The organism is Pseudomonas sp. NPDC087346 (assembly GCF_044744235.1).
In the GTDB taxonomy this organism is placed as follows: Bacteria; Pseudomonadota; Gammaproteobacteria; order Pseudomonadales; family Pseudomonadaceae; genus Aquipseudomonas.
The window spans coordinates 38,208-51,244 of sequence record NZ_JBIUXX010000045.1; the positions used below are offsets into that span (position 1 = coordinate 38,208).

Genomic DNA, 13,037 nt, shown 5'->3' on the forward strand with positions numbered 1-13,037 from the left:
AGATTTTATGCGTCGCGCCCTGCTCTTCGCTTGCGCTCTGCTTGCCCTGCCCTTCGCACAGGCAGCAGACCTTCAACCGTACTCCGCCAGCTACACCGCTGACTGGAAACAACTGCCGATGAGCGGCTCCGCCTCGCGCAGCCTGACCAAGGAAGCCAACGGCGTCTGGAAGCTCAGCTTCAAGGCGTCGATGATGATCGCCAGCCTGACCGAAGAAAGCACCCTGACACTGGACAAGGACACATTGCTGCCGCAGTCCTACCACTTCGAGCGTGGAGGTCTGGGCAAAGCCAAAAAGGCCGATCTGGACTTCGACTGGAATGCCAAAATGGTCACCGGTACCGACCGTGGCGACCCGGTGAAGATTCCGCTGAACCGTGGCATGGTCGACAAATCCACCTATCAGCTGGCTCTTCAGCATGACGTGGCCGCCGGCAAGAAAAGCATGAGCTATCAGGTTGTCGATGATGGCGAAGTCGATACCTACGACTTCCGCGTGCTGGGCTCGGAGAAAGTCGACACCAAGGCTGGCCAGATCGAGGCGATCAAGGTCGAGCGCGTACGTGACCCGACACAAAGCAAGCGCATCACGGTCATGTGGTTCGCCAAGGATTGGGATTACCTGCTGGTTCGCCTGCAACAGGTTGAAACCGACGGCAAGGAATACAACATCATGCTCCAGGACGGCACGGTCAACGGCAAAACCGTTAAAGGCAGCTGATCCACCGCAACACCGAAAAGCCCCGCAGATGCGGGGCTTTTTTATGCCTGCCATTTCTACAACGCCAGAAACTCCCTGTAGGAGCTGTCGAGTGAAACGAGGCTGCGATCTTTTGATCCTGATCTTTAAAGCAACATCAAAAGATCGCAGCGTGCCGCAGCTACTACATGGATATCGTTGTGCGTTTAGGTCAAACCGAAAATTTAGCCATCATACTGTTCAAATCCACCGCCAGCCGCGACAGTTCCTGACTCGCCGCACTGGTCTGATTGGCCCCCGCCGACGTCTGCATCGCCAGATCGCGGATATTCATCAGATTGCGATCCACCTCCCGCGCCACCGCTGCCTGCTCTTCCGAAGCGCTGGCGATCACCAGATTGCGCTCGTTGATCAAGGTGAATGCCGAAGCAATCTCCTCCAGCGCCACACCCGCAGCCTTGGCCAGTTCCAGCGTCGACCGTGCACGGGTGTTGCTCTGCTGCATCGAACTGACCGCCGAATCAGTGCCTTGGCGGATACCGCCGATCATCTGCTCAATCTCCTGAGTCGACTGCTGCGTGCGATGCGCCAGCGCCCGCACCTCATCGGCGACCACCGCAAAACCACGCCCGGCATCCCCCGCCCGCGCCGCCTCGATGGCGGCGTTAAGCGCCAGCAGATTGGTCTGCTCGGCAATTGAACGGATCACGTCCAGCACTTTGCTGATGCCGTGAACCTTCAGCGCCAGATCCTCAACTTGCGTGACATTGGCCGTGACGTCCTCGGCCAGAAACTCGATTGACGTTACGGTCTGCTGAACCTGCTCGCGACCGTGCTGGGCGATGCGGTCGGACTCGCGTGACGCCTCTGAAGTCGCCACAGCATTGCTCGCGACTTCTTCCACAGCGGCGGTCATCTGATTCACCGCCGTCGCGGCCTGTTCGATCTCCAGGCTTTGCTGGTGCAGCCCACGGGTGGCGTCCTCGGTCACGCAGCTCAATTCTTCTGATGCAGAAGCCAATTGGCTGGAGGATTCGGAAATCCGGCGAATGGTCTCCCGCAGGTTGTGCTGCATACTTTTCAAGGCGTGCAGCAGCCGCGCGGGCTCGTCGCTGCCGGAGATGTTGATTTCGCCAGTCAGATCACCACCCGCCACCACTTCAGCCACCCCCAAAGACTGCGCCAGCGGCAAGACAATGCTGCGCGTCAGCAACAGTGCCAGGCCGATGGTGATCAGCGCGGTAACGCCGATCATCACTCCGACCCACACCCGTGAATTGATGAACACCAGCCGTGCCGCTTCAGTCGCCAGATTGGCGTTGTGCTTGTTCAGCTCGACCAGTTCCCGCAGGGTCACCGCCATATCGTCGGCCAGCGGGCTCATCTGACTATTGAGAATCGCCGCCGCCTCTTCGACCCGATTCTGCGCAGACAGCTGCATCACCTGCGCCTGAAGCTCGAGATACTTGTGTTCGGCGACCTTGAAGCGATCAAACAACTTGCGCTCCTCGGGCAGTACGATCAGCACGTCATAACGCTGTTGGGCTTCGCTCAACACGCCGCGCAGCTCATCGAGCTTGGCGACATTCTGCTCCAGCGCCTGCGAATCGCGATTGAGCAACAGGCGCATGGTCAGCGCCCGCAGGCGCAGCATGTCCTGACTCATTTCGCCGACTGCCATCACGCTGGGCAGCCAGTTGTTATCGACCTCATCGGATTGCGCCCGCATGTTGGCCATTTGCAGCAGCGCGAACGCCCCAAGGGCAAACACCATCAGTGCCAACAGGCCAAATCCCAACCCGGCACGGGGCGCGATATTCAGACTACGGATACTCATTGCTCTGGTTCCTTCCAAAAGCGCTGCATCTACCTGCAGCTGGTTGCTTTAGAAGGTATCGGCCCAGGGCAAATTTGCGTAAGACCAAAACGTGATATCAAAAGGCCTTAATACTTCGAACCTGCGGCATTAACGATTCAGCGTACTTTTCTCGGACTTCAGCACCGTTCGCGGCAAGATCGCCAGGAAGTTATCCCGCGCCACTTTTCGGGCGACGTCTTCTGGCAAGGCATCGAGGAACGGCTGAAAGCTGTGCATTTCCTTACCAAGTTTATTGAAACGCCCTACAACGTCCGAACCGAGCATGAAACGCTCTGGGTACTTCTCGACCAAGCGCAACCACTCCGGGCGCGGCTTGCCCTGCTCGTCCAACAGATACGGGGTGAGCATGCTCCACGACAGATCGATATACAGATTTGGATAAGCCTCTAGCAGACGAGTCACTGTTGGCAGCAGGAACTTGAGATGTGTCTGATGCCGATGAATCTCGGCGCTGGTGCCGGCATGCGCCCAGATGAACCGTGTGTGCGGATGATTACGCAGCGGCTCCTCGATTTCCTGGAGGTACAGCGGATTCTTCTCACGCTTGGAGGTGATGTTGGAATGCAGCATCACCGGCAGATCGTTTTCCGCCGCCAGATGGTAGATGCGCACCATCGCCTCGTTGTTGGCGCGCGGCGTGTCGCCAGAGGTCAGTGCGGTGAGATCGTCGTGGCGGGTAAACACTTCGCCGATGCCCTGCCATAGCCCCGGATACAGGTCGAGCATGCGCTGGATGTGCGCGGCGGAGTTCTTGTCGTTGGGATTAAAACCGGACAGAAACGGATGGAAGTGCTGGCGCTGCTCGGGGGTCAGTTTCTGCACCGCATCGGCGACGATCACGTCAGTGGCGCTGTACCAATAGGCATCGGCGTCATCACCGGCGTAATAACGCGGGCGCTTCGGTTCATCTTCGTGCCATTTCTTGGCCACCGGAATACCGGAAATCATCACATGCTCAATGGAGTTGTCCGCCATGGCCGTGAGCAGTTTCGCCATACCGGCGGTTTCCTGGAAAAAATCCACGTAATGCAGGTGCGCATCGCTGTAGGTGTATTCCCGGGCTTGGGCGCTACCGGCAAATAACAACAGACAGGCGAAACTCGAACGCAACAAGGACACAATTCATCTCCATTAAAGGGGCATAGGCTAGACCCCGATCAGACAACAAGGGTTCACCACGCAGGAAAGTGGAACGCACGCCTGTGGGAATGCTCTATAACTTCAAGGTCTTTTTTTGATCGAATGACTTTTCCTACTGCCAGTGAGGTTCCCATGACCGTTACCGTCAATACCGTCTCCGCCGAAGGTTTGCGTCACACCGTACAGATCGATGACCACGAATTATTCGCCGATGCCCCGGTTGCCGTCGGCGGCGAAGGCTCGGCCCCGGAGCCGCACGATTACTTCGATGCGGCCCTCGGCGCCTGCAAGGCGTTGACCCTGAAGATGTACGCCAAGAAAAAAGACATCCCGCTGACCGGGGTTGGCGTCGAGGTCAAACGCGACAACAGTGAAGAACAGAAAGGCAAATACGCGCTGCACGTCACTCTCACCCTCAAAGGCGTGCTGACAGATGCTCAGCGCGAAGAGTTGTACCGGGTTGCCGACCGCTGCCCGATTCACAAACTGATGACCACCAGTGAAGTCACCATCGAAACCCACGCCCCACAAGGCTTCGACAGCCAGTAATCAACACCCGGGCTGCGGCGGGTTATGCTCATCGCATCACCCGCTCAGCCTGGAATGCACCATGGACCCGCAAACCCTGATCATCCGCCCCCGCGCCGAAGACGTCGAAGGCCAGCCGATTCTGCGCCCGCTGCCGTCAGCCAAGTGCCGCAGCGTCGGGCCTTTCGTGTTTTTCGACCACATGCTGGAAACGGTTTATCCGGCAGGCAAAGGCATGAACATCCGACAGCATCCGCATATCGGCCTGTCGACCCTCACCTATTTGTTTGACGGGAAGATCCAGCACAAAGACAGTCTTGGCTCGGACCAAGTGGTCAGCGCCGGTGACGTCAGCTGGATGACCGCCGGCAGCGCCATCGCCCACGTCGAGCGTACGCCTGAGCCATTGAAGGACAGCGGTTTCAGGTTTCACGGCTTGCAGATCTGGCTGGCCTCGCCCAAGGAACACGAACAAGGCCCGGGACATTACAGCCATCACCCGGCCTCGACCCTACCGGTCAGTGACAGCCTCGGCGTACAGATCCGAATGATTGCCGGGTCAGGCTTTTGTCTGGAATCGCCGGTGCCGGTGCTTTCTCCTACTTTGTATGCCGAAGTAAAAATGCAGACAGCGACGACCCTGCTGATTCCCACCGAGCATGAAGAGCGGGCGCTGTATGTGTTGAGCGGCGATGCGCAGCTCAATGGCGAGGTAATCGAGCCCAATACGCTGGTGGTGTTGCCGACCGGGGAAGAGATGAGCCTGTTTGCTGAAAGTGATGTGCATGCCGTGGTATTCGGCGGAGCAGCGCTGGACGGGCCACGGCGGATCAACTGGAATTTTGTCGCGAGTGATCCAGCAATGATTGATGAGGCACGGCGCAAGTGGGCGGCCGGGGATTGGCCGACGGTGCCGGGGGAAGTCGAGCGGATCGAACTGCCCTGATTCTTGTATCGCTTGTGAGTCAGTCTTCGCTGGCAAGCCAGCTCCCACAGGTTTTCGAGTCGAACACAGATTTTGCAAACGACTCGTAAACTGTGGGAGCGATCCGGCGGCGATTGATGAGGCGCGGCGCAAATGGGCGGCCGGGGATTGGCCTACGGTGCCGGGGGAAGTCGAGCGGATCGAACTGCCTTAAGTCTGGTATCGCCTGTGAGTCAGTCTTCGCTGGCAAGCCAGCTCCCACAGGTTTTCGAGTCGAACACAGATTTTGCAAACGACTCGTAAACTGTGGGAGCTGGCTTGCCAGCGAAGAGGCCCTGTCAGGCACCGACCAAGTCAGCGCCCGATAACCCAATCAGCCTTTGAACACTTCATCCAGCAAGTTATGCATCGACACAAACGCCCGCGCAGCGGTCTTCGCGTCGTACATCATCTTGCCCGGCACATTGGCATGCGGATCGGTAAACGAATGCACCGCACCGCCGTAGCTAGTCAATTGCCAATCCACGCCCGCCGCGTTCATTTCATCTTCGAACGCTGGCAACTGCTCTTTCGGCACCAACGGATCGGAAGCACCGTGCAGCACCAGCACCGAGCCTTTGATGTTCTTCGCATCCGCCGGGTTCGGCGAATCCAGCGTGCCGTGGAACGACACCGCAGCCTTCACCGGCGCACCGGTACGCGCCAGATCCAGTGCACAGCAACCGCCGAAGCAGAAACCGAACACCGCCAGTTTCGACGTATCAACCGCCGCTTCGCCCTGCTTCTGCAATTGCTCGAACGCCGCTTGCATGCGCTTGCGCAGCAAGGCGCGGTCGTTCTTCAACGGCATCATCGCCGCGCCGGCCTGATCGCCATTCTGTGGACGCACGGCCTGACCGTAGACGTCAGCAATCAACACCACGTAGCCCTTGGCCGCGACCGATTTGGCGATTTCTTCCGCACCGGCGCTGACGCCCATCCAGTTCGGCGCCATCAACAGGCCCGGGCGTGCGCCCTGGTGATCGGCGCCGAACGCCAATCGACCTTCATAAGGCTGGCCGTCAATCTGATAGACCACGGAACGTACAGTGACTTGGCTCATTTCTGACTCCTACTTGTTAAACACCAGAATGAAAAAACCCGCCGAAGCGGGTTTTTTTGCAACTTGATTAAACCGACAGCTCAACCAGCAGCTTGTTCAGACGGCGTACGTAAGCCGCCGGATCTTTCAAGCTGTCGCCAGCAGCCAATGCTGCCTGATCGAAGAGGATGTGCGACAGGTCGCCAAAACGCTCTTCGCTCTGCTCGCCGTCGAGTTTCTCGATCAACGGGTGAGCCGGGTTGAATTCGAAGATTGGCTTCGAGTCCGGCACTTTCTGCCCGCTCGCTTCGAGGATCTGGCGCATTTGCAGACCCAGATCCTGCTCACCGATAGCCAGAATGGCCGGCGAGTCGGTCAGGCGATGGGAAACCCGCACTTCGGCAACCGAGTCGCCCAAGGCTGCTTTCAGACGCTCGACCAGACCTTCTTTGGACTTGGCGACTTCTTCTGCGGCTTTCTTGTCCTCTTCCGAGTCCAGGTTGCCCAGATCGAGGTCACCACGCGCCACGTCGACAAAGCTCTTGCCGTCGAATTCGCTGAGGTAGCTCATCAGCCACTCGTCGATACGGTCGGTCAGCAGCAACACTTCGATGCCTTTCTTGCGGAAGACTTCCAGGTGCGGGCTGTTCTTGACCTGTGCGTAGGTTTCGCCGGTCAGGTAGTAGATCTTGTCCTGACCTTCCTTGGCGCGCGCCAGGTAGTCGGCCAGACCAACGATCTGCTCGCCGTCATCGCCATTGGTCGATGCGAAACGCAGCAGGCCAGCGATTTTTTCCTTGTTGGAGAAATCTTCTGCCGGGCCTTCTTTCATGACCTGACCGAAGTTTTTCCAGAAGCCTTTGTATTGCTCAGGCTCGTTCTTCGCCAGTTTTTCCAGCATGTCCAGCACGCGCTTGGTCAGCGCCGATTTCATCGAGTCGATGATCGGGTCTTTCTGCAGGATTTCTCGCGACACGTTCAGCGACAAATCGTTGGAATCGACCACACCTTTGATGAAGCGCAGGTACAGCGGCAGGAACGACTCGGCCTGATCCATGACGAACACGCGCTGCACGTACAGCTTCAGGCCTTTCGGCGCTTCACGCTGGTACAGGTCGAACGGTGCACGGGCCGGCACGTACAGCAGCGAGCTGTATTCGAGCTTGCCTTCGACTTTGTTGTGGCTCCAGGCCAGCGGGTTTTCAAAGTCGTGGGCGATGTGCTTGTAGAACTCCTGGTATTCCTCGTCCTTCACTTCAGTGCGAGGACGGGTCCACAGAGCGCTGGCGCGGTTGACGGTTTCCCATTCAACAGCGGCGGTATCTTCGCCTTCAGCAGCCGTGACTTCTTTCGGCAACTCGATCGGCAGAGCGATGTGGTCGGAGTACTTCTTGATGATGTTGCGCAGACGCCAGCCATCGGCGAACTCGTCTTCAGCAGCCTTCAGGTGCAGGACGATACGGGTGCCGCGCTCTGGTTTGTCGATGTTGGCGACTTCGAACTCGCCCTCGCCTTTCGACGACCAGTGCACGCCTTCGCTGGCCGGGGTGCCGGCGCGACGGCTGTACACATCAACCTGATCGGCAACGATGAATGCCGAGTAGAAACCAACACCGAACTGGCCGATGAGGTGAGAATCTTTTTTCTGGTCGCCGGACAGGTTTTTCATGAAATCGGCGGTGCCCGACTTGGCGATGGTACCCAGGTGGGCAATCACATCGTCGCGGTTCATGCCGATGCCGTTGTCTTCGAGGGTGACGGTCTTGGCGTCCTTGTCGAAGCTCACACGGATTTTCAGGTCGGCGCCACCTTCGAGCAACTCTGGCTTGGCCAGGGCTTCGAAGCGCAATTTATCGACAGCGTCAGAGGCGTTCGAGATCAATTCGCGAAGGAAGATTTCCTTGTTGGAATACAGCGAATGGATCATGAGGTGCAGCAGTTGCTTCACCTCGGTCTGGAAGCCCAGGGTTTCCTTTTGAGTTTCCACACTCATGGTCATCAAACTCCAATCAGATGGCAGTGGCCGCGACCCAAATGGTCTGCGGCGGGTTGTTCTCTGAGTTGGGGGCAGCGTTCAGGATTTCAAGGGCTCATCAATTTTGAAGTGCGCCCGGGCAGTAGCGATTGGCTCGCCTTCGGTGCTTTGCCACGCAGTAATCGCCACGTTGGCGACCCGGCGACCCTGGCGGCAGACCTGACACTTGGCCCACGTATCGCGAAACTGCCCGGCCCGCAGGTAATCAAGGGAGAAGTCGATGATCTTCGGCACGCCCGGCGCCCCGGTGAAGATCAACAGATGCAGGGCCGCAGCCAGCTCCATAAACCCGGCAATCACCCCGCCGTGGATCGCCGGCAATAAAGGGTTACCAATGTTGTCCTTGTTCGCTGGCAGCTTGAACAGCAACTCATCGCCGACCCGCGAACACTCGATGCCGATCAGCCCGGCATATGGGATCAGCTTCAGCAGTGGCGCGTAGTCGCCCTGCTCATGTGCATCCTGTAGTTGCTGCTTGAGGTCATCGCTCATTGCCCGGCTCCCTTGATTGCGCCACCGAAACCTTTGGTGCCCTTGATGCCTTTGCCCATGCGCATGAAAGTGCCGACGACATGCGCGATTGGCTGCTCGGGATCGTCCTGATAAGCGAAACCACGGGCGAAGATCACGTCGGTGGTCACCCGATAGCACTGGGCGAAACCGTAGACATCCTTGTGCGGTTCGGCGGCGTGCATGTAGTCGATGCGCAAATCCAGCGTCGGGCACACCTCGAATTCCGGCAGCACGCATAGGGTCGACATGCCACACGCGGTGTCCATTAACGAGGTGATCGCGCCCCCGTGGATAACGCCAGTCTGCGGATTGCCGACGATTTGCGCGCTATACGGCAGGATCACCGTGAGGCCGTCGTTGCTGGCGCTGTGCACTTTCAAGCCGAGCACCTGACAATGGCGCAATGCCGAGAGAAATCGCGTCGCACGCTCAAAAACGGGGTTTTCGGCCATGTGATAAATACTCTTGTTAGAAGCTGTTTCGAGTAGTAGCCAGAACGACAAAAGTTCCACCGCGAAACAAACTTATATATCTGAAAGAAATGAGGAACTTAACCTCAGGCACCGCGCTCTTAAGGCCAGTAGTTATTTTCCATAAGGAGAAACACCCCATGCGTAAGACTTTAGCTATTGCCTTGATGTTGACCGCTTCCCTCGGTCTCGCTGCCTGCGATAAAAAATCCGAGGACAAAGCTCAAGATGCTAACCAACATGCTGAACAAGCACAGCAGGACATGAGCAAAGCTCAGGATAAAGTGAACGACGCAGCGAAAGAAAACGCCGAAGCTGCCAAAGCTCAGGCTGAATCGAACCAGGCTGCACAAGACGAAGCTGCCAAAAAGCAATAATCGGCTTTTTGCAGCAGAAAAAGAAAACCCGCCAAGTGCGGGTTTTCTTTTGCCTGTCATTTTTTGGTAATGCCCTATTAGAGCAAGATAGTTCTAAAAGTCGGACTAATCATCAGCAACAACGAACACACTAAGCCGACAAACCAGACGAGGCTGCGCAGTGATGGCTGATCAGCCAGGTAAAGCCACAAATAGAGAATCCGCGCGATCACAAAGATGATCGCCAGTGTATCGATCAACCATCCTGCCGTTTGCGTGGTATGCGCCATCAGCACACCCACCGCAAACAAGATAAAGGCTTCGATGCTGTTCTGATGCGCCGCCAGTGCCCGAGCGCCGTAACCGGTGAGCTGCGCCTGTTGCTGGCGCGGCAGGTGATTGTTGTAACCGCCCTGCTCTTTCATGGCCTTGGCCACCGGCATACGCGCCACGTAGATCAGCAAAGCACTGATAAACACACACCAGAACGGAATACTCATCAAACAGCCTCTTTATTGGTTTCGGGCAACGGCGCCTCTGTAGGGGTATAGACCATCACGTCGAGAACGTCGGAGTGAAACTCGCGGCGGTACAACACCAGCACCACCCCGGTGCTCATCAACATGAACAGCCACGGGCTGACAAACCACGCCAGCATGGTCATGCCGAAGTAATAGGAACGCAGACCGAAGTTGAACTGGTTGGCCGCCATCGAAATCACCCGCGCAGCTCGCAATGCGAAGGCTTTGCGCTCCTGCTCCGAGACGTGCCGCTCACCGACCATCGGCGCGGAGCCGACCAATACAGCCGCAAAGTTGTACTGACGCATGCACCAACTGAAGGTGAAGAAGGCGTAGACGAAAACCATCGCCAGGCACAGCAACTTGATCTCCGACATGCCCTGCGAGGCCTGCTGCACCATCGGAATGTCCGCCAGCAACGACACCGCGCGCTCGGAGGCGCCGAGCACAGTGAGGATACCGGCAAGAATAATCAGCGTGCTGGAGGCGAAGAACGAGGCGTTGCGCTCCAGATTGCCAATCACGCTGGCGTCGGCGATGCGGTTGTCACGCAGCAACATGCGGCGCATCCAGTCTTCGCGGTACAGATGCAACACGCTGGCCAGACACGCGGTGTCGCGGGCCTTCCAGCTCGCATAACGGGTGTAACCGCCCCAGCAGATGACAAACCACAGCGCGGCGAGCAGGTGGATCAGATTAGCCTGGATGAACGACATGCAATTCCTTGTGAGGTGTGAACACTGTACCTGTGGGAGTGAGCCTGCTCGCGATAGCGGTTTATCAGCCAACGATGATGCGACTGATACGACGCCATCGCGAGCAAGCTCGGCTCCTACATAAAATCTGTGCAGTGCTTCGACGTTGACTCAGAGAAAAAGACACTGCCTGAAGCCCATAAAAAATGCCCCGTATCGATTGATACGGGGCATTTCTGTTTATCGCTCCAGACCTGCTTGTGGCAGGCCAGGAAATGTTACGCCACTACTTCGCTGCGCTTGCCCAGCAGGCGATCGCAGATCACTGCAACCACCAGGGTCATCACGCACGGCACCAGCCATGCCAGGCCCTGCTCGCTCAGCGGCAGATGGGACAGCTGCGATGGCAACCAGTCGGCCAGACCGGCACCTTTCAGCGCGTCGATGCTGCCGAACAGGAACGACACCAGCATCACCGGGCCAAGAATGCGACCGTGTTCATGCCAGAAATCCTTGCAGAAGCTCAACGCCACCAGAACGATGCACGGCGGGTAGATCGCGGTCAGCACCGGAATCGAGAACGCAATCAGCTTGGTCAGACCCAGGTTGGAAACCAGCAGCGAAAACGCCGCGAGGATAATCACCAGGGTCTTGTAGGACAGTGGCAGCACACGGCTGAAGTATTCAGCACAGGCGCAAGTCAGGCCGACCGCCGTTACCAGGCACGCCAGCGAGATCAGTACCGCAAGGAAACCACTGCCCAGCGAACCGAAGGTGTGTTGCACGTAAGCATGCAATACCGCTGCGCCGTTGGTAGCACCGACGGCTACTTCGTGGCTACCGGAACCGAGGCGGAACAGGCTGATGTAGACCAGTGCCAGACCGACGCCGGCAATCAACCCGGCGATGATCGCGTAACGGGTGATCAACTTGGGCGACTCGACACCACGGGAGCGGATTGCGTTGACGATAACGATACCGAACACCAGCGCGCCAAGGGTATCCATGGTCAGGTAACCATTGATGAAGCCTTGTGAGAACGGTGCTGCCACGTATTCCGGCGTGCCGTGGCCGATATCACCTGCCGGCAGAGCGAAAGCAGCGATACCAAGTACAGCCAGTGCGATGATTTTCAGCGGCGCGAGGAAACGGCCGACGGTATCCAGCAAACGGCCCGGATACAGCGAGATGAAGAACACCAGCAGGAAATACACCGAGCTGTAGAGGAACAGCGCCAGCGGGCTCTCGCCGGTCAGCGGCGCCAGGCCCACTTCGAAGGACACGGTCGCGGTACGCGGGGTCGCGAACAACGGGCCGACCGCCAGGTAACAGGCAGCCGCCAGTACACCGCCGGCGATCTTGCCGATCGGGCTGCTCAGCGCATCCATCGCGCCGCCGACTTTCGCCAGCGCCACGACGGTGATCACCGGCAGACCGACTGCGGTGATCAAAAAGCCCAGCGCCGCCATCCAGACGTGAGGCCCGGCCTGCAAGCCGACGATAGGCGGGAAGATGATGTTGCCGGCCCCGACGAACAGGGCAAACGTCATAAAACCAAGTGCCAGGATGTCCTGACCTTTCAAAACTTTCATTAAGGAAATACCACACTACTGAATCGGAATTTAGAGGGGGATTGCCCTGTGTAATTAGGGAAATGCTGTCGATCCGTATGGGACTGACCCTTAAAGCGCGTTGCATGCCTTGTGGGCGGCAGACGCAAAAATGGCTGCTAGCCTAACGAATTTGCCTGACAAACGCACTGTTAGAGGGCGAACTATCCGATACGCGACGTTTCTGTGTCGCGTTTTTGCATGTATTTGGGTAGATGACTATAAATTGCCTTCGCGAGCAGGCTCGCTCCCACACTGGAATGCGTTCAAATGTGGGAGCGAGCCTGTTTGACGATGCTGATGCCAGAAACGACAAAGGCCACCCGAAGGTGGCCTCTGCCTGGTAAAGCGTGAATCAAGCGCGAGGCTTACTTCATTGCCCAACCGGTCAGCTCGGACAAAGCCTTGCCGATGTCTGCCAGCGAACGCACGGTTTTTACGCCTGCGTCTTCCAGGGCAGCAAACTTCTCGTCTGCTGTGCCTTTGCCGCCAGAGATGATTGCGCCAGCATGGCCCATGCGCTTGCCCGCAGGGGCAGTCACACCAGCGATGTAGGAAACTACCGGCTTGGTCACGTGTGCCTT

Annotated in this window: 13 protein-coding genes and 2 pseudogenes; 4 read left to right on the plus strand and 11 right to left on the minus strand. The window is 57.7% G+C overall.

Going from position 1 to position 13,037, the window contains the following annotated elements; genetic code table 11:
• The first annotated feature begins 7 nt into the window (after nt 1-7).
• Complete coding sequence (locus ACIOZM_RS22930; protein WP_401217598.1) at nt 8-721, plus strand: DUF3108 domain-containing protein; 714 nt, start codon at nt 8-10, stop codon at nt 719-721.
• Between the two features lie 190 nt (nt 722-911).
• Here the strand turns inward: ACIOZM_RS22930 and ACIOZM_RS22935 are convergent, their stop codons facing one another.
• The 3 genes and pseudogenes from ACIOZM_RS22935 to ACIOZM_RS22945 all read right to left on the minus strand — a co-directional run bounded on the left by ACIOZM_RS22935 (nt 912) and on the right by ACIOZM_RS22945 (nt 3,698).
• On the minus strand, nt 912-1,775 hold the full coding sequence (locus ACIOZM_RS22935; protein ID WP_401217635.1) for a methyl-accepting chemotaxis protein: 864 nt from the start codon (nt 1,773-1,775) through the stop codon (nt 912-914).
• A pseudogene (locus ACIOZM_RS22940) lies at nt 1,767-2,537 on the minus strand (MCP four helix bundle domain-containing protein); the annotation flags it as partial. The pseudogene ACIOZM_RS22940 and the gene ACIOZM_RS22935, both read right to left, overlap by 9 nt.
• Nucleotides 2,538-2,666: 129 nt before the next feature.
• Nucleotides 2,667-3,698 (minus strand): amidohydrolase family protein, encoded by a 1,032-nt coding sequence (locus ACIOZM_RS22945; protein ID WP_401217601.1) that lies wholly within the window; start codon nt 3,696-3,698, stop codon nt 2,667-2,669.
• Between the two features lie 153 nt (nt 3,699-3,851).
• On the opposite strand from ACIOZM_RS22945, the gene ACIOZM_RS22950 reads away from it, so the two are divergent.
• On the plus strand, nt 3,852-4,268 hold the full coding sequence (locus ACIOZM_RS22950) for an OsmC family protein (protein ID WP_401217603.1): 417 nt from the start codon (nt 3,852-3,854) through the stop codon (nt 4,266-4,268).
• Nucleotides 4,269-4,329: 61 nt separating this feature from the next.
• A complete protein-coding gene (locus ACIOZM_RS22955; RefSeq protein WP_401217606.1) occupies nt 4,330-5,193 on the plus strand; it encodes a pirin family protein in 864 nt (287 codons plus the stop codon).
• A gap of 352 nt (nt 5,194-5,545) precedes the next feature.
• Here ACIOZM_RS22955 and ACIOZM_RS22960 read toward each other — a convergent pair whose 3' ends face one another.
• From ACIOZM_RS22960 to ACIOZM_RS22975, 4 genes are all read right to left on the minus strand, one after another.
• Nucleotides 5,546-6,274 (minus strand): dienelactone hydrolase family protein, encoded by a 729-nt coding sequence (locus ACIOZM_RS22960; protein ID WP_401217609.1) that lies wholly within the window; start codon nt 6,272-6,274, stop codon nt 5,546-5,548.
• A gap of 67 nt (nt 6,275-6,341) precedes the next feature.
• Nucleotides 6,342-8,246, minus strand: a complete 1,905-nt coding sequence (gene htpG / locus ACIOZM_RS22965) for a molecular chaperone HtpG (RefSeq protein ID WP_401217612.1) — start codon at nt 8,244-8,246, stop codon at nt 6,342-6,344.
• 81 nt (nt 8,247-8,327) lie between these two features.
• A complete protein-coding gene (locus tag ACIOZM_RS22970; protein WP_401217615.1) occupies nt 8,328-8,780 on the minus strand; it encodes a PaaI family thioesterase in 453 nt (150 codons plus the stop codon).
• Complete coding sequence (locus ACIOZM_RS22975; protein ID WP_401217617.1) at nt 8,777-9,253, minus strand: PaaI family thioesterase; 477 nt, start codon at nt 9,251-9,253, stop codon at nt 8,777-8,779. The genes ACIOZM_RS22970 and ACIOZM_RS22975 overlap by 4 nt, the downstream gene beginning before the upstream one ends.
• A 158-nt stretch (nt 9,254-9,411) precedes the next feature.
• On the opposite strand from ACIOZM_RS22975, the gene ACIOZM_RS22980 reads away from it, so the two are divergent.
• Entirely contained in the window at nt 9,412-9,648 is a 237-nt protein-coding gene (locus tag ACIOZM_RS22980; protein WP_401217619.1) for a hypothetical protein, read from the plus strand.
• 77 nt (nt 9,649-9,725) lie between these two features.
• On the opposite strand, the gene ACIOZM_RS22985 is transcribed toward ACIOZM_RS22980, so the two are convergent.
• From ACIOZM_RS22985 to ACIOZM_RS23000, 4 genes and pseudogenes are all read right to left on the minus strand, one after another.
• Entirely contained in the window at nt 9,726-10,127 is a 402-nt protein-coding gene (locus tag ACIOZM_RS22985) for an MAPEG family protein (protein WP_401217621.1), read from the minus strand.
• Nucleotides 10,127-10,864, minus strand: a complete 738-nt coding sequence (locus tag ACIOZM_RS22990; RefSeq protein ID WP_401217623.1) for a DUF599 domain-containing protein — start codon at nt 10,862-10,864, stop codon at nt 10,127-10,129. The genes ACIOZM_RS22985 and ACIOZM_RS22990 overlap by 1 nt, the downstream gene beginning before the upstream one ends.
• Nucleotides 10,865-11,121: 257 nt before the next feature.
• Nucleotides 11,122-12,435: a branched-chain amino acid transport system II carrier protein gene (brnQ, locus tag ACIOZM_RS22995; protein ID WP_401217626.1), complete on the minus strand. Its 1,314-nt coding sequence runs from the start codon at nt 12,433-12,435 to the stop codon at nt 11,122-11,124.
• A gap of 386 nt (nt 12,436-12,821) precedes the next feature.
• Nucleotides 12,822-13,037: pseudogene (locus ACIOZM_RS23000) on the minus strand (succinate--CoA ligase subunit alpha); the annotation flags it as partial.